Origin of the sequence: Rhodococcus sp. P14 (assembly GCF_000256505.1) — a bacterium.
GTDB lineage: Bacteria > Actinomycetota > Actinomycetes > Mycobacteriales > Mycobacteriaceae > Rhodococcus > Rhodococcus ruber.
In genome coordinates, this window is record NZ_AJFC01000367.1 from 1 (window position 1) to 22,668 (window position 22,668).

19 protein-coding genes and 1 pseudogene are annotated in these 22,668 nt (G+C 71.1%); 7 read left to right on the plus strand and 13 right to left on the minus strand.

Annotated elements, in window-relative coordinates; translation table 11 throughout:
• Positions 1-319: pseudogene (locus tag OEY_RS29140) on the plus strand (MFS transporter); the annotation flags it as partial.
• 45 nt (positions 320-364) lie between these two features.
• Here OEY_RS29140 and OEY_RS0125495 read toward each other — a convergent pair.
• The 6 genes from OEY_RS0125495 to OEY_RS0125520 form a co-directional block, all read right to left on the minus strand.
• Positions 365-1,375 (minus strand): 3-isopropylmalate dehydrogenase, encoded by a 1,011-nt coding sequence (locus tag OEY_RS0125495; protein ID WP_010596565.1) that lies wholly within the window; start codon positions 1,373-1,375, stop codon positions 365-367.
• Positions 1,376-1,453: 78 nt separating this feature from the next.
• Positions 1,454-3,046 carry a phosphoglycerate dehydrogenase gene (gene serA, locus OEY_RS0125500; RefSeq protein ID WP_010596566.1) on the minus strand — a complete coding sequence of 531 codons (1,593 nt, stop codon included), beginning with the start codon at positions 3,044-3,046 and terminating at the stop codon, positions 1,454-1,456.
• A 212-nt stretch (positions 3,047-3,258) separates the two neighbouring features.
• A complete protein-coding gene (locus OEY_RS0125505) occupies positions 3,259-5,037 on the minus strand; it encodes a SulP family inorganic anion transporter (protein ID WP_010596567.1) in 1,779 nt (592 codons plus the stop codon).
• Positions 5,038-5,113: 76 nt separating this feature from the next.
• Positions 5,114-6,115 carry a ketol-acid reductoisomerase gene (gene ilvC, locus OEY_RS0125510; RefSeq protein WP_029540232.1) on the minus strand — a complete coding sequence of 334 codons (1,002 nt, stop codon included), beginning with the start codon at positions 6,113-6,115 and terminating at the stop codon, positions 5,114-5,116.
• A gap of 50 nt (positions 6,116-6,165) precedes the next feature.
• Positions 6,166-6,669 carry an acetolactate synthase small subunit gene (gene ilvN / locus OEY_RS0125515; RefSeq protein ID WP_010596569.1) on the minus strand — a complete coding sequence of 168 codons (504 nt, stop codon included), beginning with the start codon at positions 6,667-6,669 and terminating at the stop codon, positions 6,166-6,168.
• The gene (locus tag OEY_RS0125520; RefSeq protein WP_026137646.1) at positions 6,666-8,612 is read right to left on the minus strand and encodes an acetolactate synthase large subunit; all 1,947 of its coding nucleotides are present in this window, start codon (positions 8,610-8,612) and stop codon (positions 6,666-6,668) included. The genes ilvN and OEY_RS0125520 overlap by 4 nt, the downstream gene beginning before the upstream one ends.
• Positions 8,613-8,878: 266 nt before the next feature.
• On the opposite strand from OEY_RS0125520, the gene OEY_RS0125525 reads away from it, so the two are divergent.
• Positions 8,879-9,352 carry a PH domain-containing protein gene (locus tag OEY_RS0125525; RefSeq protein ID WP_043805945.1) on the plus strand — a complete coding sequence of 158 codons (474 nt, stop codon included), beginning with the start codon at positions 8,879-8,881 and terminating at the stop codon, positions 9,350-9,352.
• A gap of 121 nt (positions 9,353-9,473) precedes the next feature.
• Positions 9,474-11,315 carry a dihydroxy-acid dehydratase gene (gene ilvD / locus OEY_RS0125530; RefSeq protein ID WP_010596572.1) on the plus strand — a complete coding sequence of 614 codons (1,842 nt, stop codon included), beginning with the start codon at positions 9,474-9,476 and terminating at the stop codon, positions 11,313-11,315.
• A 54-nt stretch (positions 11,316-11,369) separates the two neighbouring features.
• On the opposite strand, the gene OEY_RS0125535 is transcribed toward ilvD, so the two are convergent.
• Complete coding sequence (locus OEY_RS0125535; protein WP_010596573.1) at positions 11,370-12,161, minus strand: DoxX family protein; 792 nt, start codon at positions 12,159-12,161, stop codon at positions 11,370-11,372.
• Positions 12,162-12,273: 112 nt separating this feature from the next.
• Between OEY_RS0125535 and OEY_RS0125540 the strand changes: the two genes are divergently transcribed.
• Entirely contained in the window at positions 12,274-13,386 is a 1,113-nt protein-coding gene (locus OEY_RS0125540; protein ID WP_010596574.1) for a PQQ-dependent sugar dehydrogenase, read from the plus strand.
• Positions 13,387-13,410: 24 nt separating this feature from the next.
• Here OEY_RS0125540 and OEY_RS0125545 read toward each other — a convergent pair whose 3' ends face one another.
• Positions 13,411-14,358 carry a linear amide C-N hydrolase gene (locus tag OEY_RS0125545; protein ID WP_010596575.1) on the minus strand — a complete coding sequence of 316 codons (948 nt, stop codon included), beginning with the start codon at positions 14,356-14,358 and terminating at the stop codon, positions 13,411-13,413.
• A 277-nt stretch (positions 14,359-14,635) separates the two neighbouring features.
• On the opposite strand from OEY_RS0125545, the gene OEY_RS0125550 reads away from it, so the two are divergent.
• A complete protein-coding gene (locus OEY_RS0125550; protein ID WP_010596576.1) occupies positions 14,636-15,052 on the plus strand; it encodes a VOC family protein in 417 nt (138 codons plus the stop codon).
• A gap of 72 nt (positions 15,053-15,124) precedes the next feature.
• Here OEY_RS0125550 and gatB read toward each other — a convergent pair whose 3' ends face one another.
• The 4 genes from gatB to OEY_RS0125570 all read right to left on the minus strand — a co-directional run bounded on the left by gatB (position 15,125) and on the right by OEY_RS0125570 (position 19,711).
• Positions 15,125-16,636 (minus strand): Asp-tRNA(Asn)/Glu-tRNA(Gln) amidotransferase subunit GatB, encoded by a 1,512-nt coding sequence (gene gatB / locus OEY_RS0125555; RefSeq protein ID WP_017682349.1) that lies wholly within the window; start codon positions 16,634-16,636, stop codon positions 15,125-15,127.
• Between the two features lie 59 nt (positions 16,637-16,695).
• A complete protein-coding gene (locus tag OEY_RS0125560; RefSeq protein WP_010596578.1) occupies positions 16,696-17,727 on the minus strand; it encodes a 6-phosphofructokinase in 1,032 nt (343 codons plus the stop codon).
• An 85-nt stretch (positions 17,728-17,812) separates the two neighbouring features.
• Positions 17,813-18,487: a response regulator gene (locus tag OEY_RS0125565; protein WP_010596579.1), complete on the minus strand. Its 675-nt coding sequence runs from the start codon at positions 18,485-18,487 to the stop codon at positions 17,813-17,815.
• A 9-nt stretch (positions 18,488-18,496) separates the two neighbouring features.
• The gene (locus OEY_RS0125570) at positions 18,497-19,711 is read right to left on the minus strand and encodes a sensor histidine kinase (protein WP_082061362.1); all 1,215 of its coding nucleotides are present in this window, start codon (positions 19,709-19,711) and stop codon (positions 18,497-18,499) included.
• 104 nt (positions 19,712-19,815) lie between these two features.
• On the opposite strand from OEY_RS0125570, the gene OEY_RS0125575 reads away from it, so the two are divergent.
• Positions 19,816-20,394 (plus strand): hypothetical protein, encoded by a 579-nt coding sequence (locus OEY_RS0125575; RefSeq protein WP_225222834.1) that lies wholly within the window; start codon positions 19,816-19,818, stop codon positions 20,392-20,394.
• On the plus strand, positions 20,379-21,704 hold the full coding sequence (locus tag OEY_RS0125580; RefSeq protein ID WP_010596582.1) for an alpha/beta-hydrolase family protein: 1,326 nt from the start codon (positions 20,379-20,381) through the stop codon (positions 21,702-21,704). The genes OEY_RS0125575 and OEY_RS0125580 overlap by 16 nt, the downstream gene beginning before the upstream one ends.
• A gap of 28 nt (positions 21,705-21,732) precedes the next feature.
• Here OEY_RS0125580 and OEY_RS0125585 read toward each other — a convergent pair.
• Positions 21,733-22,668: amidase family protein (locus OEY_RS0125585; protein WP_010596583.1), on the minus strand; the 936-nt coding region annotated here is incomplete at its 5' end.

The window sequence follows — 22,668 nt, forward strand, 5'->3', positions numbered from 1 at the left end:
GGCGCTCTCGGTGGTGCTGTCCATGGCCGCGCTCGCGGCCGCCTCGCTCACCGACTCGGCCGTCGCCGTCGCGCTCCTGATCGTGGCCTCGGTGACGACGGTGGCCCCGAACGGCCTGGCCTTCACCGCGGTCGCCGAGATCGCGGGACCGTTCTGGGGTGGCCGCGCGCTGGGCATCCAGAACACCGGCCAGTTCGTCGCCGCGGCGTGCGTGGGTCCCGCGTTCGGCGGGCTCATCGCACTGGCCGGCTTTCCCGCGGCGTTCGCGCTCGCCGCGCTGATCCCGGCCGCCGCGGTGCCCCTGGTCCCCCGCAAATGAGCCGGTGCGGCCTCCCGGACGCCGGGAGGCCGCACCGGGACGGGGTCAGAGGGCGGCCGCGATGCGGTCGCCGACCTCCGTGGTCACGATCGGACCCGCGCCGCGGGCGGCGAGGTCCGCCTCGACCGCACGCTCGACCCGGGCCGCCTCGTCCGGCCGGCCGAGGTGGCGTAGCAGCAGGGCGACCGACAGGATCGCCGCGGTCGGGTCGGCGATACCCTTGCCCGCGATGTCCGGGGCGCTGCCGTGGACCGGCTCGAACATCGACGGGTTGGTGCCGGAGGCATCGATGTTGCCGCTGGCCGCCAGTCCGATGCCCCCGGTGACCGCACCGGCGAGATCGGTGACGATGTCGCCGAACAGGTTGTCGGTCACGATCACGTCGAACCGGCCCGGGTCGTCGACCATGTAGATGGTGGCGGCGTCGATGTGGCAGTAGGCCGTCTCGACGTCCGGGTACTGCGCGCCCACCGTCTCGACCGCACGCGTCCAGATGGCACCGGCGTTGGAGAGCACGTTGGTCTTGTGGATCAGGGTGAGGTGCTTGCGGCGGCTCTGCGCGAGCTCGAAGGCGTACCGCACGACGCGTTCGGCTCCGAACCAGGTGTTGATCGAGACCTCGGTGGCGATCTCGTGGGGGGTTCCGACGCGGATGGCACCGCCGTTGCCGGTGTAGGGGCCCTCGGTGCCCTCCCGCACCACGACGAAGTCGATCTCCGGCTGGGCCGCGAGCGGGGACCTCGCCCCGGGGTACAACCGCGACGGCCGCAGATTGACATGGTGATCGAGCGCGAACCGCATGTTCAGCAGCAGACCCCGCTCGAGCACGCCCGGGGTGACGGAGGGGTCGCCGATGGCGCCGAGCAGGATCGCATCGTGCGCGCGGATCGCCGCCAGGTCGGCGTCCGGGAGCAGTTCCCCGGTGGCGTTGTACCGCCGGGCGCCGAGGTCGTACTCGGTGGTCTCGAGGTCGGGGACGAGCGTCCCGAGCACCTTGAGGGCCTCTGCCGTGACCTCGACACCGATGCCGTCACCGGGAATGACCGCTAGCTTCATGGACACACTCTCTTCCTCTTCGCGACGACGGCCGCGACCGTGTTCGACGATCGCGGCCATCGGGTACAGCGGGGTGGTTCAGGACAGGTCGACCTGCGCGACGCGGGCGTCGAGCTGCTCCACGATCTGGGCGACCTCGGCGTCGCCGACGACCCGGTCGACCCGCAGGATCACCGTGGCGCCGGGTCCTTCGACGTCCTGGCTCAGCGCCGCCGCCTGGATGTCGATCCCGGCGTTGCCGAGGACCGTGCCGAGGACCCCGAGCACGCCCGGCCGGTCCTCGTAGTGGACGACGAGGTTGTGGCCCTCGGCACGCAGGTCGAAGCTGCGGCCGTTGATGTTGACGATCTTCTCGATCTGCTGCAGGCCGGTCAGCGCGCCGGTGACTGTGGTGACGAGTCCGTCGGCGGCCACGGCGCGGACCTCCACCGCGCTGCGGTGCGTGGAGGCCTCGCTGTGCTTGTCGACCTCCACACTGACGCCGCGCTGCTCGGCGAGGGCCGGGGCGTTGACGAAGGTGACCGGCTCGTCACTGCTGGCGGAGAACAGACCGCGCAGTGCCGCGAGGCCCAGGATCTCGACATTCTCCGCGGACAGCTCACCGCTGGCGACGACCTGCACGTTCTGCACCGCCTCCGGCGACAGCGTGCCGGCGATGAGACCGAGCTTGCGCACGAGCTCGAGCCACGGTGCGACCTCCTCGCCGACCGGACCGCCGGAGACGTTCACGGCGTCCGGGACGAACTCGCCGGCCAGAGCCAGCAGCACGCTCTTGGCGACGTCGGTGCCGGCGCGGTCCTGGGCCTCGGTCGTGGAGGCGCCCAGGTGCGGGGTGACGACGGTGTTGTCGAGGTCGAACAGCTTCGAGTCCGTGCAGGGTTCGGAGTGGAAGACGTCGAGGCCGGCGGCCCGAACCTTGCCGGAGACGAGGGCGTCGTGGAGGGCGTCCTCGTCGATGAGACCACCGCGGGCGGCGTTGACGATGATGACGCCGTCCTTGGCCCGCGCGAGCCGCTCGGCGTTGATCAGCCCCGCCGTCTCCTTGGTCTTGGGCAGGTGCACGGAGATGAAGTCGGCGCGCTCGATCAGCTCGTCGATGTCGACCAGTTCGATCCCCAGCTGGGCGGCACGGGCCGGCGGCAGGTAGGGGTCGTAGGCGATGACGTGGGTCTCGAAGGCGGCGAGGCGCTGGGCGAACAGCTGTCCGATCCGGCCCAGGCCGACCACGCCGACGGTCTTGCCCAGGATCTCGGTGCCGTTGAAGCTCGACCGCTTCCAGGTGCGCTCACGCAGCGTGCGGTCGGCGGCGGGGATCTGCCGGGCCGTGGCCATCAACAGCGCCACGGCGTGCTCGGCGGCCGAATGGATGTTGGACGTCGGAGCGTTGACGACCATCACACCGCGTTCGGTGGCGGCCGGGATGTCGACGTTGTCGAGGCCGACGCCGGCGCGACCGACGATCTTCAGCTTCGTGGCGGCGGCGAGGACCTCGGCGTCGACCGTGGTCGCCGAACGGACCAGCAGGGCGTCCGCCTCGGGCACCGCCGCGAGCAGCGCGGGACGGTCCGGGCCGTCGACCCAGCGCACCTCGACGCCGTCACCGAGCGCATCGACGGTCGACTGCGCCAGCTTGTCGGCGATCAGGACAACGGGACGGCCATTCTGGCTCACGTGCGAACTCCCCTGTGGTTGGTTTGTCTGACGGGTCGTCGACGGCGCCGCACCCCGAGGTGCGCGAAGCAGCCGTGACCCGGCTCAGTTTAGTGCGTACGTGTCTCTTCCGGACCGCCACCCTGCGAGGCGCAGTGGATTTCGCGACGGGCGTGCCGGCCGGGGCAGCGCCCGGTCGGCGGCACGCGCCGGCCGGTACCGGGTGCGGGAGCTCAGCGCCGACGATTCCTCTTGCGCGGCAGCGACTTCGACACGCGACCCGCGGTGTGATCGGGGTTACCGCGCGGCGCGGGTTCCGGGGACGGCGACGACGCGCGGTGCCGGAAGGCGACGACCGCTGTCCGCACAGTGGGATAGAAGCGGTCGGGGGTGAACCGGTCCCCCACCCCGAACTGTACGAGCCGGTCCTTGATGGGCCCCTTCATGGCGGCGAAGGCCAGGCGGATCTTCCTGCCTGCGAGGTATCGGTCCAGGTCGACGAGTTCGTCGACGGCGGTGGTGTCGAGACCGGTGATCGGTTCGGCAGCGATCACGACCCATTCGACCGGCTCGGGCGACTGCGCGACCAGCGAGCGGACGTAGTCGTCGAAGATCGAACCGTTGGCGAAGAACAGGGGGGCGTCGAACCGCACCAGCAGCAGACCGGGGATGCGATGCCCTTCGGGGTGACGGTTGATGTCGTGGAAGCCCGCGACACGGGTGAGCTCGACGAGCTCGGTGCGGTACGGCGACCATGCGTGCCCCACGACGGCGACGAACGAGAGGCCGATAGCGACGAGGATCCCCTCCAGAACTCCGACGAGCGCCACCCCGAGGAAGGCCGCCGCCGCGAGGCCGGCCTCGATCCGGCTCATCCGCCACATGCGGACCACCCCGCGCACGTCGATGAGCGCCGAGGCCGCGACCAGGACGACCGCTGCGAGCGTCGCCTCGGGCAGATAGGCGGTCACGCCGGGGGCGAGCAGCACGAACAGCAGGACAGCGACGGCGCCGACCACCCCGACGAGCTGGGTGCGGGCGCCGTTCTGCTCGGCGACGGGCGTGCGGGACGAGCTGGCCGAGATGGGGAATCCCCCGAACAGACCGGTCGCGACATTGGCGGCGCCGATGGCCTTCATCTCGGTACTGCCGTCCACGTCGTCGCCGCGGCGGGCCGCGAAGGTCCGCGAGAGCACCCCCGTGTCCGCGAACGCGATGAGCGCGATGCCGGCTGCCGGGCCGAGCAGCGCGAGCACGTCGGCCCAGCTCACCGCGGCCACGGACGGTGCCGGCAACCCGGAGGGCAGCGCCCCGACCATGGCGATCCGCTCCGTCAGGCCCAGCAGCGCGGACACCCCACACGCTCCGGCCACGGCGACCAGGACACCCGGGATGCGCGCCCGCAGGAGGCGGAACGCCACGATCACCACCAGGGACGTCACCCCGACGGCGGTGGCGACGGGGTCGACGTCACCCGCGGCGACCGCGCGGACGATCGCGGCGAGGTCCTGGGGCAGACCCGGTTCGTCGATCGCGAAGCCGAACAGTGTCGGCAGCTGCCCCACCACGACGACCAGCGCGATGCCGTTGAGGTAGCCGAGCCTGATCGGTTTGGACAGCAGTTCGGTGACGAAGCCGAGCCGCAGGAAACCGGCGGCGACGAGGATCACACCCACGAGCAGGGCCAGGACTCCCGCGAGGGCCAGGGCCTCCTGTGGATCGCCGGTCGCGGCGAGCGGGAGCACCGCCGCGGCGATGAGCGGCGCGAGGGCCGAATCGGGACCGAGCACAAGCACTTTCGACGGCCCCAGCAGGGCGTACACCAGCAGCGGGACGATCGTGGCGTACAACCCGGCGTAGGCGGGCAGGCCGGCCGCCGTCGCGTAGCCCATGCCCGCGGGGACGAGCAGCGCGGTGAGCGCCAGACCGGCGGTGAGGTCGGGGCGCAGCCACTCCCGCCGGTAGGTGCGGGCAACGGCGACCCCCGGCAGCTTTCCCAGACCCCAGGACATCAGGGCATTATCCACCCGGGAACGCCGACGGCCCGGCACCACAGCGGTGCCGGGCCGTCGAAGCGGCGGGATCCGATCAGGCGGTCTCGGTGATCGGCCGGTCCACCCAGCTCATCAGGTCGCGCAGCTGCTTGCCGACGACCTCGATGCCGTGCTCGGCGTTCTGCTTACGCAGGCCCTCGAGCTCCTTGTTGCCGCCCTCGACGTTCGCGACGAGACGCTTGACGAAGGTGCCGTCCTGGATGTCCTTCAGGATCTCCTTCATGCGCTCCTTCGTGCCGGCGTCGATGACACGCGGGCCGGAGAGGTAGCCACCGAACTCCGCGGTGTCGGACACCGAGTAGTTCATGCGGGCGATGCCACCCTCGTACATGAGGTCGACGATGAGCTTGAGCTCGTGCAGCACCTCGAAGTACGCCATCTCCGGGGCGTAGCCCGCCTCGACCATGACGTCGAAACCGGTCTTGACCAGTTCCTCGGTGCCACCGCAGAGCACGGCCTGCTCACCGAACAGGTCGGTCTCGGTCTCCTCCTTGAAGGTGGTCTTGATGACGCCGGCGCGGGTGCCGCCGATACCCTTGGCGTAGGACAGCGCCAGCGCCTGGCCCTCCCCCTTCGGGTCCTGGTGGACGGCGATGAGCGCGGGCACGCCCTTGCCGTCGACGAACTGCCGGCGCACCAGGTGGCCGGGGCCCTTCGGGGCGACCATCGCGACCGTGACGAACTCCGGTGCCTCGATGAGACCGAAGTGGATGTTCAGGCCGTGGCCGAAGAACAGCGCGTCGCCGTCCTTCAGATTCGGCGCGATGTCCTCGGTGAAGATCGACGCCTGCGCGGTGTCGGGCGCCAGCACCATGATGACGTCGGCCCACTCGGAGACCTCGGCCGGAGTGCCGACCGCCAGGCCCGCCTCCTCCGCCTTGGCCCGCGACTTCGAGCCCTCCTTCAGGCCGATGCGCACCTCGACGCCCGAGTCACGCAGGCTCAGCGAGTGCGCGTGTCCCTGGCTGCCGTAGCCGATCACCGCGACCTTGCGGCCCTGGATGATCGACAGATCGGCGTCGTCGTCGTAGAACATCTCGACTGCCACAGTTGTTACCTCTCTCAGCAAATAAGGGTGTGTTCAGGCTAACGGGTGGCCGTGATCGACTTCGGACCGCGTCCGACCGCGACGACCCCGGACTGCACGATCTCGCGGATGCCGTAGGGCTCGAGCATCCGCAGCAGGGCGTCGAGCTTGGAGCGGGTACCGGTGGCCTCGATGGTGAGCGATTCGGGCGAGACGTCGATCACCTTGGCGCGGAACAGATTCACCGTCTCGATGACCTGCGTGCGCACGCTCGCGTCCGCCCGCACCTTGATCAGCAGCAGCTCGCGGGCGACCGAGGCATCCTCTTCCTGCTCGACGATCTTGATGACGTTCACGAGCTTGTTGAGCTGCTTGGTCACCTGCTCGAGCGGAAACTCGTCGACGGTCACGACGATCGTCATGCGGGAGATCTCCGGGATCTCGGTGCCGCCCACCGCGAGGGACTCGATGTTGAACCCGCGGCGGGAGAACAGGCTCGCCACGCGGGCCAGCACGCCCGGCTTGTCCTCGACGAGAACGCTGAGGGTGTGACTGGTGCTCACTGACGATCCTCTCCTGGTGCTGCGGCACCGCGCTGTTCCGGGTGCCGCTCGTGCTCGAGTGCCTCGTGGATGACGGCCGGCTCCGCGGCCGCCTCGTCCTCGTCGAAGAGCGGACGGATGCCCCGCGCCGCCATGATCTCGTCGTTGCTGGTGCCGGCGGCGACCATCGGCCACACCTGGGCGTCCTGACCGACGATGAAGTCGATGACGACCGGACGGTCGTCGATGGACTGCGCCCGGCGGATCGCCTCCTCGACGTCCTCCTCGCGCTCGACCCGGATGCCGACACAGCCGAGAGCCTCGGCCAGCTTGACGAAGTCGGGGATGCGCAGGGTGTGGGTGGACAGATCGGTGTTCGAGTACCGCTCCTCGTAGAACAGCGTCTGCCACTGCCGGACCATGCCGAGGTTGCCGTTGTTGATGAGTGCGACCTTGATCGGCACACCCTCGACCGCGCAGGTCGCCAGCTCCTGGTTCGTCATCTGGAAGCAGCCGTCACCGTCGATGGCCCACACCTCGGCGTCGGGCACACCCATCTTGGCGCCCATGGCCGCCGGCACGGCGTAGCCCATGGTGCCCAGCCCACCGGAGTTGAGCCAGGTGCGCGGCTTCTCGTAGTCGATGAACTGCGCAGCCCACATCTGGTGCTGCCCGACGCCGGCGCAGTAGATCGCGTCCGGTCCGGCGAGCTTGCCGACCATCTGGATCACGTACTCCGGCGAGAGCATGCCGTCGGCCGGCCGGTCGTAGCTGAGCGGGTAGGTGCGCCGGATCCCGTCGAGGTACTCCCACCACTGGGCGTAGTCGAGCGTGGTACCCGTCGCGAGATCCGCCCGGATCGCCTCGATCAGCTCGACGATCACCTCCTTGCAGTCACCCACGATCGGCACGTCGGCGTGCCGGTTCTTGCCGATCTCGGCCGGGTCGATGTCCGCGTGGATGACCTTCGCGTCGGGCGCGAACGAGTCGAGCTGACCGGTGACGCGGTCGTCGAACCGTGCACCGAGCGTGATCAGCAGATCGGACTTCTGGAGGGCGGCGACCGCCGCGACGGTGCCGTGCATGCCGGGCATGCCGCAGTTGAGCTGATGGGTGTCGGGGAAGGCGCCGCGGGCCATGAGAGTCGTGACGACCGGGATACCGGTGAGCTCGGCCAGCTCGAGCAGCTCCGGAGAGGCCTCCGCCTTGATCACGCCGCCGCCGATGTACAGCACGGGCGACTTCGCCTCGGCGATCAGGCGTGCGGCCTCACGGACCTGCTTGCCGTGCGGCTTGGTGACGGGACGGTAGCCGGGCAGGTGCATCTCCGGCGGCCAGCTGAAGGTGGTCTGGGCCTGCAGGATGTCCTTCGGGATGTCCACCAGGACGGCCCCCGGACGGCCGGATGCGGCGAGGTAGAACGCCTCGGCGAGGACGCGGGGGATCTCGGCTCCGTCGGTCACGAGGAAGTTGTGCTTGGTGACGGGCATGGTGATGCCCGAGATGTCGGCCTCCTGGAAGGCGTCGGTGCCGATCAGACCGCGGCCGACCTGACCCGTGATCGCCACGACGGGAACGGAGTCCATCTGCGCGTCGGCGAGCGGGGTGACGAGGTTCGTGGCGCCGGGGCCGGAGGTGGCCATGCACACGCCGACCTTGCCGGAGGCCTGGGCGTATCCGGTCGCGGCGTGGCCCGCGCCCTGCTCGTGGCGGACCAGCACGTGCCGGACCTTCTGCGAGTCGAACAGCGGATCGTAGACGGGAAGGATCGCACCGCCCGGAATGCCGAAGACCGTGTCGACGTCGAGCTCCTCGAGGGCTCGGACCACCGACTGGGCGCCGGTGACCCGCTCGGGGGCGACCTGGCGTCGGGTACCGGGCTGGGCGGCCGCGGCCGCGGGCGACGGGGCCGCGGCCCCGGGCTTGCGCGGCGACGGTTGAGGCCTTGCGGTTGGTGCGCTCACTGCGATTCCTCTGGTTCTGGCTCCGGGCAACAAAAAACCCCCGTCAGCAGCATCTGCTGTACGAGGGTGGCGCGTCGTGGGCGAGTTGCGAGAAGCGGCTCAGGCGACGACGCGCCGGCCGATTACGAGCAACCCATTCTGATTCACGCGCTCGACGGTAGGCGCGCGAACGTCCGACAGTCAACTTGGTTCGGTCACCTGTCCCAGAATGTGAGATGCCTCGGCTGCAATGGGAAGATGGTGAGGTGTCATCTCCACAGCAGCCCGTGCCACCACGCCCATCATCCCATACGGCGGAACAGCAGCCGCAGGTCATCCAGATTTCCCGGCTCGCCCTGCTCGCGTGCGGGTTCGTGCTGCTCGGAGTGGCCTCTCCGGCGCTGGCCTGGCCCGCCGCGTTCGGCTGGATGGTGGTGATCCCGTTCCTCGTCGCCGCGTGGGTGCTGCGGGTGCGCACCGTCGTCGGCCCCGAGGGCATCACGGCCCGATCCGCGTTCTCCACCCGGACGCTCGAGTGGGACGAGCTCGACGGGCTGCGGTTCCCCAAGCGGGGCTGGGCACGCGCGCGCCGCACCGACGGCACCGAGGTACCCCTCCCGGTCGTCACGTTCGGCCGCCTCCCCCAGCTCGCCGCGGGCAGCGGCGGGCGCATCACCGACCCGTACGCCGCCGCGCACGACGCGCAGGCACGGGAACAGGCCGCGGACACCGAGCCGGACGCGGACGTCGAGTCGAAATAGCACACGGGTAGATTCGACGTCGCCCAGGCCCGCTCCCGCCCCGCCCGGGGGAGCCCGGCCCCCGGTGTCGCCGCGCCCGCGCAGCATGCAGCCCGAAGAGCCCTAGCCCCCGAGGAATCCGATGCCCCCGTTGAGGTCACGCACCACCACCGCCGGACGCAATGCCGCCGGGGCCCGCGCACTGTGGCGCGCCACCGGCATGACCGACTCCGACTTCGGCAAACCGATCGTCGCGATTGCGAACTCCTACACGCAGTTCGTGCCCGGCCATGTCCACCTCAAGGACGTCGGCGACATCGTCGCCGAGGCGGTCCGGGCCGCGGGCGGTGTACCGCGAGAGTTCCACACCATCGCCGTCGACGACGGCATCGCCATGGGTCACGGCGGCATGCTGTACTCCCTGCCCAGCCGCGAGATCATCGCCGATTCGGTGGAATACATGGTCAACGCGCACACCGCCGACGCGCTGGTGTGCATCTCCAACTGCGACAAGATCACCCCGGGCATGCTCAACGCTGCGATGCGCCTGAACATCCCGACGGTGTTCGTCTCGGGCGGTCCGATGGAGGCGGGCAAGGCGGTGGTCGTCGGCGGTGTCGCACAGGCCCCCACCGACCTGATCACGGCGATCTCGGCGTCGGCCAACGACGCCGTCACCGACGAGGGCCTCGACGAGGTCGAGCGCAGCGCCTGCCCGACGTGCGGGTCGTGCTCGGGCATGTTCACCGCGAACTCGATGAACTGCCTGACCGAGGCGCTCGGACTGGCACTGCCCGGCAACGGCTCGACGCTGGCCACGCACTCCGCACGCCGCGCGCTGTTCGAGCGGGCCGGGACCACGGTCGTCGAGGCGGCGCTGCGCTGGTACCGGGACGAGGACGAGTCGGTCCTGCCGCGCAACATCGCCTCCCCCGCCGCGTTCCGGAACGCCATGGCGCTCGACGTCGCGATGGGCGGCTCGACCAACACCGTGCTGCACACGCTCGCCGCCGCGCAGGAGGGCGAGGTCGACTTCGACCTCACCACGATCGACGCGATCAGCCGCAAGGTGCCGTGCCTGTCGAAGGTCTCCCCCAACTCGGACTACCACATGGAGGACGTCCACCGGGCCGGCGGCATCCCGGCGATCCTCGGTGAGCTGCGCCGGGGCGGCCTGCTCGAGACGGACGTGACCACCGTCCACACCGCGAGCTTCGACGAGTGGCTCGACACGTGGGACATCCGTTCCGGCAAGGCCTCCGACGAGGCCGTCGAGCTGTTCCACGCGGCTCCCGGCGGCGTCCGCACCACCGAGCCCTTCTCCACCGACAACCGCTGGTCGTCGCTGGACACCGACGCCGCAGGCGGCTGCATCCGGGACGTCGAGCACGCCTACACCGTCGAGGGCGGACTCGTCGTCCTGCGCGGCAACCTCGCCCCGGACGGTGCGATCCTCAAGACCGCCGGCATCGACGAGGATCTGTTCACCTTCGAGGGCCCGGCGCTCGTCGTCGAGTCGCAGGAGGAGGCCGTCTCGATGATCCTCGGCAAGAAGGTGCAGCCCGGTGACGTGGTGGTGGTCCGCTACGAGGGACCCGCGGGCGGCCCCGGCATGCAGGAGATGCTGCACCCCACCGCGTTCCTCAAGGGCGCGGGCCTGGGCAAGCAGTGCGCCCTGATCACCGACGGCCGCTTCTCCGGTGGCACCTCCGGGCTGTCGATCGGGCACATCTCGCCCGAAGCTGCGTCCGGTGGGGTCATCGGTCTGCTCGAGAACGGCGACCGGATCCGGATCGACGTTCCCTCGCGCACCCTCGAGGTCCTCGTCGACGACGCCGTTCTCGCCGAGCGGCGCGCCAAGATGGAGGCGTCGGAGCGGCCGTGGCAGCCGGTCGACCGGCAGCGCACGGTCACCACCGCCCTGCGCGCCTACGCCGCGTTGGCCACCTCGGCCGACAAGGGGGCCGTCCGGAAGGTGCCGTAGGCACCGGTGTGTCCTTCGGGCTGCCCTGGCCGCCCGAAGGACACACCGGCCGCGTCAGCGGCCGAACAGCCAGAGGCAGACCCCGGCGGCGACGCCGAGCAGCAGTGCGACGAAGGAGCCGATGAACGGCCGGGTCGCCCAGCCGCGGGTGCCGTCGATCGCGACGCGGCCCGGACCGGTCAGGACGATCACGGCCGCAGTGGCCGCGAGCAGGGTCTCGTACTCGACCCCGGCGGGCGCGAAGTACTGCAGTCCCGGCTCGGCGGACTGCCGGAACAGCCACGCGTTGATCATGATCGCCAGCACTGCGGCGGCGGCCAGCGGGGTGAGCAGCCCGAGGATCAGCAGCGCTCCGGCCGCGACCTCCCCCACCGCGCCGAGCACCGCGAGCAGGGCCGGACGCTGGTAGCCGGCGTCGGCGAGCATCGCCTCGAACCCGTCCATGCCGGGACCGCCCCACAAACCGGTCAGCTTCTGCAGCCCGTGCACCACCATCGTGCCGCCGACGACGAGCCGCAGCACGAGCAGCCCCAGGTCCAGGGTGCCGCGCCGCGCCTCGGCCGGACCGGTCGACACCCCCGCCTCCGCGTCGACGGCGGCCGCGGTCGCGCCGCCGGGCTCGTACCGGTACAGCTGCTCGGTCGGCGCGACGCCGGAGTCCTCGTAGCCGTACTGCGCCGGCCGGTCGAAGGCGGAGTTGTCGAGGTCGAGGTCGTCGTCGGATTCGAGCATCGACGAACGAGGGCGCCGCAACTCCAGCGTGGGTTCGTCGTAGGGACTCGACACCGGCTCCGCGGCATCCTGCGGCGTCGGCTCCGGGATGTGGTCTTTCGCCTTGTCGGTCACCGAACCAGGGTAGGTCGACCGGGTGGGCCGACCCGGGAACCGAGGCGGGGCGCGCCGCCCCGGTAACGTCATGGACATGACGAGGCGCGCGAGAGTCGGTGGGTCGCGACGGATGCGAACGACGGTCGCGTCGATCGTGGGTCTGCTCGCCCTCACCACGTCGTGCGCCCGGTTCGACGACGCAACCACCACGCCGTTCACCCCGGAACCGAGTTTCGACGCGGGCGCCGAACTCGAACCGCTCGAACCCCCGACGGCAACCACGACGACGGGCGCACCGCCCACACCGCCGGGTCCGTGTCAGGACCCCGATCCCGCGGTGGTCGCCACCTGTCTCGATACCACCGGCGGGCTGGTCACCCTGCCCGACGGCGGCTCCGCTCTCGTCGCGGAGCGGCGCACCGGCCAGATCCTGCGGGTGGCCCCGCAGACGGAGCCGGTGGAGGTGGCGACCGTGCCGGTCGACGGATCCGGTGACGGCGGGCTCCTCGATCTCGCGCTGTCGCCGACCTACGACGAGGATCGGCTGCTCTACGCCTACATCACCACCCCGACCGACAACCGCGTCGTGCGGCTCGCCGCGGGCGACGTCCCCAAGCCCGTGTTCACCGGGATCCCGCGGGGGGCGAGCGGGAACGCGGGCGCGCTCGAGTTCACCTCCCCCACCGACCTGGTGGTGCTGACCGGCAACGCCGGAGATGCGGCTGCGGCGGCCGATCCGGGGTCGCTCGCCGGGAAGCTGCTGCGCATGCCCGTGCCGGCGCCGGGTGCGGCTGCCACGCCGTCGGTCGTGCTGTCCGGGATCGGGACGGCGGGTGACGTGTGCCGGGACCCCGCCGGAAACCTGTGGATCACCGACCGCACCGTCCTCGAGGACCGGCTGCAGCGTGTCGACGTGGACGGCGCGGTGAGTGCATCCCCGGCGTGGACGTGGCCCGAGCGTCCGGGCGTGGCCGGATGCGCGGCCGGCGCGGACGCGGTCGCGGTGTCGCTGACGGACGGCAAGGCGGTGGCGGTGGTTGCCGTCGACCCCGGAACCGGGGCGGTGACGGCCGCGCCCGTGACGGCCGTGCAGGACCGCTACGGCCGGCTCGGCGGCGCGGCGGTGGGTGGCGACGGGCAGCTGTGGGTGTCCACCGTCAACAAGTCCGGCGGCGAACCGGGCCCGAACGACGATCGGGTCGTGCTGATCCAGTTCCCCGCGGGGGGCGGCGGCTTCGACTAGCCGGACCCGTTCGGCACGGGTCCTTCACGACAGCGTGAAGGGCGGCTCGGCCGCGTCGGTGAACGCGCTGCTCACGTTGCCCAGCAGACCCGGTTTCGACAGGTCGAGCCTGCGGCAGGTCGAGAAGTCCAGGTCGGCCGACCGGGTCCACACGATGTTCGGGCTGAACGACGACTCGAACATGTACAACCCCGCGGTGAGGTCCGTCAGCGTGCGCCAGATCGTCATCGAGATGTTCGGCCGCTGCGGATCCGGCTCGCCGAACGGTTGCGCGACGTTGCGCATGACGCTCAGCAGCGCCGCATACGCACGGGTCGGCGTCGCCACGGCGGGCAGCCGGCCGAGATAGTAGCTTGCCCGGACGAAGCGGTCGGACGCTTCCGTCGTACCCGGCAGCGGCTCGGATCCCCCGAAGCCGGTGAAGTTCTTCCGGAGTTCGATCTGCTCGTCGTACGGCGGCGAGTTCGTCATCACGGTGTGTGCGCGGTCGTGGTGTACCCGCAGCGTTCCCCCGATGTGCTCGAGGATCAGGGAGTCGCCGTTCGCGTCCTCGAGGGCGAGATGCACGGTTGCGGGACGCTGGGACCGCGGTTCGATCAGCGGACGGACCTGGAAGGGCCGGTCGGCCATCAGCGCGAGACACTCGTCGACGGTCCCGCACAGGTCCAGGAAGATCTGCGGCCACAGGGACACCGCGAGCGCGGGAACCGGGTTCCGTTCCCCGAAATCGGCTTCCGCGAGCCACAGCACGTGGGCGGCCAGACCGGCCTCGTTGATCCCGTCGCTCGTGGCGTTGTCCCAGACGGTGGCCACCAGGCTGCCGTAGCGGGCCGTCCAGGCCATGGGGTCGGGATCACGGTCGTGCCCGATCCGGTCGGCCCCGCGCGGCAGCGACCACAGGTTCGTGTCCATCTCCTCGCGCCAGTCCATGTTCCGGCCGACGAGAACGCCGTGCCCGCTTCCGGTCCACATTGCCCGAGTGCACATTGATCCTCCACGATGTCCGACGGGAAATCCGGCCGCCCGTGCGCCGCGAGCGTCGACCCGCTCCCCGCGACGACAGTGACGATACGGACATTTCGGTCGAATCTCAGCACTTTCGCGGAGGACCCGCACCCCCGACGATCCGAATCACTCGACTTCCACTGTGTGGCAACTGCTTCCGTCACACTTCCCCGCTCAGCCCGCGACGGTGCAACAATGTCGCCGATCGGTCCGAAGCAGTGGCACGCCCGAGGGAGGGGCCCGCATGACCACACGCCTGAATCCGTACATCAGCTTTCGCGACAATGCCCGCCAGGCCATGGAGTTCTACCGATCCGTGTTCGGCGGAGAACTGGACCTGAGCACGTTCGCGGAGATGCACGCGAGCGACGACCCGTCCGAACAGGACAAGATCATGCATTCGATGCTGGCGAGCCCGAACGGTCTCGTCCTGATGGCGGCGGACACCCCCAACCAGATGAGCCACAACCCGGGAGACAACATCTCGATCTCGCTCAGCGGCGACGACGAGGCCGAGCTGCGTGGCTACTGGGACAAGCTGAGCGACGGCGGAACCGTTGCCATGCCGCTCGAGCGAGCACCGTGGGGCGACCAGTTCGGCATGTGCACCGACAGGTTCGGCATCCAGTGGATGGTGAACATCGCCGGCGAATCGCAGTAGACACACGAGAGAGGGTGGCCTGCCGTCCCGGCGGGCCATCCTCTCTCGTGGAAGAACATGTCCTGAAAGAACTCAGCTGCAGGCGGCGAGCACGAGCTCCTTGACCAGGGCCGGGTCGGCCTGACCACGGGTAGCCTTCATCACGTCGCCGACGATCTTGCCGGCCGCCTGGACCTTGCCGCTGCGGATCTTGTCGGCGATGTCGGGGTTGGCGGCCAGCGCCTTCTCCACCTCCGACTTGATCAGCGAGTCGTCGCGCACGACCACCAACTCGGGGTGGGCAGCGAGGATCTGCTTCGGGTCGCCCTCTCCGGCGAGCACGTAGTCGACGACCTTGCGGGCGAGCTTGTTGGTGAGCGTGCCGTCGGCGACGAGGGCGATCACCTCTGCGACCTGCACCGGGGTGATGGGCAGCTCGACGAGTTCGACGCCGCGGCTGTTGGCCTGCTGCGCAAGGTAGGCGACCCACCAGGACCGCGACTCCGAGGCCGGGGCACCGGCCTCGGTGGTGGCGATGATCAGGTCCAGGGCGCCGGCGTTGACGAGGTCACGCATCTCCTCGTCGGAGATGCCCCACTCGGCCTGGATCCGGGCGCGCCGCAGCCACGGCAGCTCGGGCAGGGTGGCGCGCAGTTCCTCGACCCACTCCGTGCTCGGAGCGATCGGTTCGAGGTCCGGTTCCGGGAAGTAGCGGTAGTCCTCCGCCGTCTCCTTGCGCCGGCCCGGGGAGGTGGTGCCGTCCGCCTCCTGGAAGTGCCGGGTCTCCTGCACCACGGTGCCGCCCGCGGTCAGAACCGCGGCCTGGCGGCGCATCTCGTACCGCACGGCGACCTCGACCGACTTCAGGGAGTTGACGTTCTTCGTCTCGGTCCGCGTGCCGAACTCCGCCGCTCCGATCGGATTGAGCGAGACGTTGGCATCGCACCGCATCGAGCCCTGGTCCATGCGCACGTCGGACACGTCGAGGGCCTTCAGCAGGTCCCGCAGCGCGGTGACGTAGGCGCGGGCGACCTCGGGGGCGCGCTCGCCGGCACCGACGATCGGCTTGGTGACGATCTCGATGAGCGGCACCCCGGCCCGGTTGTAGTCGAGCAGCGAGTGGCTCGCCCCGTGGATGCGGCCCGTGGCGCCACCCACGTGCAGCGACTTGCCGGTGTCCTCCTCCATGTGCGCGCGCTCGATGTCCACGCGCCACGTGGTGCCGTCGTCGAGGACCACGTCCAGGTGGCCGTCCGTGGCGATCGGCTCGTCGTACTGCGAGATCTGGTAGTTCTTCGGCTGGTCCGGGTAGAAGTAGTTCTTCCGCGCGAACCGGCCCCACGGCGTGATCGAGCAGTTCAGCGCCAGCCCGATGCGGATCGCCGACTCCACCGCCGCCTGGTTGACCACGGGCAGCGAACCGGGCAGACCGAGGCACACCGGGCACACCTGGGTGTTCGGTTCGGCTCCGAACGTGGTCGGGCACGGGCAGAACATCTTGGTGGCGGTGTGCAGCTCGACGTGCACCTCCATGCCCATCACGGGCTCGAACTTCGCGAGCACCTCGTCGTAGGCGAGCAGATCATCGGACATGGCGGCAGTCATGGGCTCGATTTTAGACGGTGCCGACATCCGGCGATCCGGCGCTCACGCCCGGCGTGAGCTCACCCGAAGATGATGCGCATCTCCTCGTAGCGGTCCTTCGGCACCCGCTTGTGGTTGGCGAGCGCCTCGTCGAAACCGACCCGGACGATGTCGGTTCCGTGCAGCGCCACCATGTGGCCCCACTCCTCGTCGGCGACGAGATCGGTGACCGCCATACCCAGGCGGGTGGCGAGTACCCGATCGAAGGCCGTGGGCACGCCGCCCCGCTGGATGTAGCCGAGGATCGTGGCACGGGTCTGGATGCCTGTCCGTTCCTCGATCATCGGGGCGAGGACGTCGGCGATGCCGCCGAGCCGCGGCCGGTCGAACTCGTCGCGTCCCTTGTCGGAGTACGCCTCGGCCATGTCCGGCAGGGTGAATCCCTCCGCGACCACCACCATCGGGGCGCGGCCGCGGTCCCGGACGCTGGTGACCCACTCGCAGATCTGCTCGATGCTCTCGGGTTGTTCGGGGATGAGGATGGCGTGGGCGCCCCCGGCCGTGCCGGAGTGCAGCGCGATCCATCCTGCCTCCCGGCCCATCACCTCGAGGACCATGCAGCGCTTGTGCGAGTTGCCGGTGGTGCGCAGCCGGTCGATCGCCTCGGTGGCGATCTCGACGGCGGTGTCGAAGCCGAAGGTGTAGTCCGTCTGGCCGAGATCGTTGTCGATCGTCTTGGGCACCCCGACGATCCGGATGCCCTCCTCGAACAACCGCTTGGAGGCGGCGGCCGTGCCCTCGCCGCCGATGGCGATCACGGCGTCGACGCCCATGCGCTCGAGTGTGCGGGCGATGTTCTCGGCGCCGCCGTCCGGCCCCTGGTAGGGGCCGAACCGGCTGGTGCCCAGGATGGTGCCACCCTGATGCGACAATCCGCGGACCTTGCTGCGGTCCAAGGGGATCGCATCGCCTTCCACCAATCCGCGCCAGCCGTCGAGGAACCCGACGAACTCCTGGTCGTAGACGGTCCTCCCCTTGAGGACCGCTCCGCGGATCACCGCGTTCAGGCCGGGGCAGTCCCCGCCGCTGGTGAGAATGCCGATGCGCGTCATTCGTTCCTCCGTGCAGGTTGTCGGTGGTCCTCCCGGCAATACTGCCCCGGCCCGGCGCCCGCGGCATCCCGATCGCGGGCGTCGCTCACCCGGGCACGACCAGTCCGGACTCGTATGCCAGCACCACCGCCTGTGCCCGGTCCCGCAGGTGCAACTTCCCGAACACCTTCCCCACGTGCGTCTTGACCGTCTGCTCGGCGACGAACAGGTGAGCGGCGATCTCCTGGTTCGACAGTCCACGCGCGATCAGCTCGAGCACCTCACGTTCGCGCGGGGTGAGCGCGTCGAGTGCCCGCTCGCGGCCGCGGCGCGGCGATCGCCGGCGGGTGACGTCCGCGATGAGGCGGCGGGTGACGGTCGGGGCGAGTAGCGCCTGGCCGTCGGCGACGACGCGGACCGCCCGGATCAGTTCCTCGGCGGGCGCGTCCTTGAGCAGGAACCCGCTGGCGCCGAGGCTCAGTGCCTCGTAGACGTAGTCGTCGATGTCGAACGTGGTGAGCATCAGGACCCGCGTCGGCGGATCGATCCGCCCGGCGAGGATGTGCCGGGCCGCGTCGAGTCCGTTCATCTCCGGCATCCGGACGTCCATCAGGACCACGTCGGGTCGCAGGCGGGCCGCCTCTGCGACGGCCCGCCGGCCGTCCGGAGCGTCGCCGACCACGCTGATGTCGGGTTGGGCAGCGAGCAGCGCGCCGAAGCCCTGCCGAACCATGGCCTGGTCGTCGGCGATCAACACGGTGATGGGGGTCGGGTCCGTCACGGCCTCAGCCTAGGCGGCCTGGACGCGCGGCAGCTGCGCGCGCACCTCGAAACCACCGCCCGGGGCGGGATGGGCGACGAGGTGGCCTCCGACCGCCAGGGCCCGGTCGACCATGCCGCGGATGCCGTTCCCGCCGCTGCGGTCCCCCGACCCGGGCCCCGCCCGCCCGGGGCCGTTGCACACGGTCACGCTCACCTCGTCCGGCCCGTAGCCCACGCGGACCCGCACCGGCGCACCGGAGGCGTGGCGGGCGGCATTGGCGAGCGATTCCTGCAGGATGCGGTACACCGTCAGGGCCGTGGCGTCCGAGACGCCGGACGGGTCACCGTTCTCCGCGGTGGACAGGACCATGCCGGCGCGGCGCGCCCCCTCGAACAGGTCCCCGAGCCGGTCCAGGCCGGGCTGCGGGTCCTGCGCCCGTTCGTCGCCGGCGGCCCTGTCGTCGGGGAGGTTCTCGCTCCGGAGCACCCCGAGCATGCCGCGCACCTCGTTCAGCGCCTCGCGCGCGGTCGCCCCGATGGAGTCGAATTCGGCGCGCACCGGCTCGGAAACGTCCGGCAGACGGTACGGGGCGCTCTGCGCCTGGACCACGACGAGGGACATGTGGTGCGCGACGATGTCGTGCAGGTCTCGGGCGATGCGGGCCTTCTCCTCGAGGATCGCCCGGCGGGCCCGTTCGAGTTCGCTGAGCTCCTCCTGCCGGGCAAGCTGGCGGCGGGACAGCACGAGCCACCGCACGAGCAGGCCGAACACCGCCATCGCGCTCAGGCCGAGTGCCCACCCCCAGCCGTTCTGCCCCGGCACGTGGGTGAAGAACAGCACCACGGTGGCCGCCCACACGAGCCCGGCGACCTGCAGGGGAGCGCGCATGCTCACCGCGACGAGAAGCGCGCACAGCACGAGGATGTGCACCACCTGCCAGGGGTAGTCGTAGCCGGGGGCGAGGTCGAAGGCGCGGGGGATCGCCAGCGCGGCCCCGGCCGAAACCGCCCAGCCGAGGGCGGGATCGGTCCGGATCGCCACGAACGGCCAGGCCGCGAGCGCCGCGACGACGGGCATCAGCGCGACGGGCACCTCGTGGGTGAGGTGCAGGGTGGGCCACGCGACCGCATACAGGATCAGGGTCACCGCCACGATCGCGATCGTCCACCGACGGCCGCGGCCGTGTTCTCTCGTCCAGCGCACGGCACCACGGTAGGTCCGGGGCGTGGGCACTGTCGTCATACCGGGGAGTGAGAGCCGCCTGGCCCCGTGGCGGTAGACGCTCGTGGCCGGACCGCTCCGTCGCGGGATCTCCGGCAGTCCCCGCCGTCCCTAACGTCCGCCACATGCGCAGACCACCGATGACAGCACTTCTGGGCACGGCCGCAGCGCTGTGTCTGGGAACCGCGTGGGCACAGCCCGCTCCGCCCGCGCAGCCGGATCCGGGCGCCGTGATTGCGACAGTGGCGGCACTGTCCGAGGGCGACACCGGGGCGGCGCTCGACGCCTTCCCGGACGGCTTCGAGCCGGCGATGCACTATCGACCGGTCACCGAGGACGGGATCCTGGTGGACCCGCTCGGCGGCTGCTCCTCCCCCGTCCCCCTGCCGGACTTCTTCGAAACGCCCTGCCGGGAGCACGATCTCGGATACGACCTGTTGCGGTACGCGCGGTCGTCGGGACACGAACCGGGTCCGCAGGCGCGGCGCGGCCTGGACGCCCGGCTGAGCCGGCAGCTGCACGAGGCGTGCCGCGCGACGGCGCCCGGCGACGACTGGTGCGGCGTCACTGCGACTGTGGCTTCGTTTGCAGTGCGGGTGAATTCGTGGCGGCAAGGCGACGGGGCCCCGGTCCCCGAGTCACCGCTTCCGTACGCGGCCGCGGTGTGGGCGCTGGTTGCGGCGGCGCGATGGACGCCCCGATGAGCGGGCGCGCGACGTCCCCCGGCGCGGGGTTCGACGTCCTCGCACGGCGCTGCCCGCGGGTGGCGGCGACCGTGGCGGTGACGGTGGCGGTGTGGGTCTCGCTCGCGCCGTCGCTGCTGCCCCGTCCGGCCCTGGCGCAGGCCGCGGTCTCGGGATGCGCCGCCGCAGCCGCGGCGGGAGCCGCCGGCCTGTGCCGCCGGCGGAACGCGGGATCCGCGCGCCCGGTGGCGCGGGCGGTGGCGCTGCTCGCCGCGGCCGTCGCGCTGGGGTGGACGGTTCTCGCGGCGGCGCAGTGGCAGGACGGGTTGCGGGCCGCGATGGGGCGGCCCCCGACGGGGACGGGGCACTGGATCGTCGTGTGCGTGTGCTCCTCGTGCATACTCGGCGCGACACGGGTGCTCGGCCGGGTTCCGGAGGCGTGGCGGCGGCGGGCGGACGTCCGCGCGGGCGTCGCCACGGCCGCCGCGGTGACGCTGGGAGCGGTCGTCGCGGTTGCTCCCGTCGGGGCCGGGCCGGCGTACCCGGACACGGCGCCCGTCGCCGCCACCGCGGCCGGGAGCCCGTCGTCGCTGGTGGCATGGCAGTCACTGGGCGACGAGGGCCGCCGTTTCGTGAGCGCCGACGCTCGAGCGATCCGCACGTACGTGGGGCTCGGATCCGCCCCGGACGTCCGGTCGCGCGCAGCGCTGGCCGTCCGCGAGCTCGAGCGCGCGGGCGGGTTCGCACGCGCCCACGTCGTAGTGGTGGTGCCCACCGGTTCGGGGTGGGTCGACCCCGGCGCGGTGCGGGGGTTCGCCGCGCTGTTCGGCGGCGACGTCGCGCTCGTCGCGCAGCAGTACTCGTCCGCACCCAGCTGGGTGACGTTCCTGTTCGACCGGGACGCGGCCGCGGAGTCGGCCCGCGCCCTGCTCACGTCGGTGCGTTCCCGCATCGATGCCCTGGACCCGGTCCGGCGTCCGCAGGTGCACGTGTACGGGCAGAGCCTCGGCGCGGTCGGGGGCAGCGCCGCCCTGGCGTCGACGGCGACGGGTCCGTGCGCGGCGATCTGGGCCGGCCCACCGGCGGGCGCGGTGCGCACGGACGGGGCGGCCGTCACCGCGAACACGTCGGATCCGGTGGTGTGGTGGCGACCCTCGCTGCTGTGGTCACCGCCCGATCTGTCCCGTGCGCGACGCGACGCGCCCGTGCCGCGGTGGCTGCCGGTGGTCAGCTTCGTGCAGGCGACGCTGGATCTGCCGGTGGCGCTGGACGCGCCCCCGGGTCACGGGCACCGCTACGGCCCGGACCAGGCCCGGTGCGACCGCCCCTGACGGCGGCAGTCGCACCGGGGACCCGGGCTCAGGCGACGATCGGGCCGCGGGCGGCCTCGAACGCGGCGCCGACGCGGTAGAGCCGTTCGTCGGCGAGCGCCGGGGCCATGATCTGCAGACCGACGGGCAGCCCGTCGTCGGCGGACAGCCCGGACGGAACGGACATCGCGCAGTGTCCGGCGAGGTTGGTCGGGAGCGTGCACAGATCCGACAGGTACATCGCCAGCGGGTCGTCGACCTTCTCGCCGATCTTCCACGGGGTGAACGGGCTGGTCGGCGAGACGAGGACGTCGACCTGCTCGTACGCCTTCTCGAAGTCCCGCGCGATGAGGGTGCGGACCTTGAGCGCCTGCCCGTAGTAGGCCTCGTAGTAGCCGGAGGACAACGCGTAGGTGCCGATCATGATGCGGCGCTTGACCTCCTTGCCGAACCCGGCGGCCCGGGTGGCGGCCATGACCTGCTCGGCGCTCATCGTGCCGTCGTCGACGCGCAGGCCGTAGCGCATGGCGTCGAAGCGGGCCAGATTGGACGAGACCTCGGACGGCAGGATCAGGTAGTACGAGGCGAGCGCGTATTCGAAGTGCGGGCAGGAGACCTCGACGACCTCGGCGCCGAGCGCGGTGAGTTCGGCCACGGCCGCGTCGAACGACGCCAGCACGCCCGGCTGGTAGCTGTCCGAGTGCAGTTCCTTGACGACCCCGATGCGCAGACCCTTCAGGTCGCCCTGCGCGCCCTGGCGGGCGGCCTCGACGACGGGCCGGACGGGTGCGTCCACCGACGTGGAGTCGCGCGGGTCGTGTCCGGCGATCACCTCGTGCAGCAACGCCGTGTCGAGCACGGTGCGGCCGCACGGGCCGCCCTGGTCGAGCGACGAGGCGCAGGCGACGAGACCGAACCGGGAGACCGTGCCGTAGGTGGGCTTGGTGCCGACCGTGGCGGTGACGGCGGCAGGCTGGCGGATCGA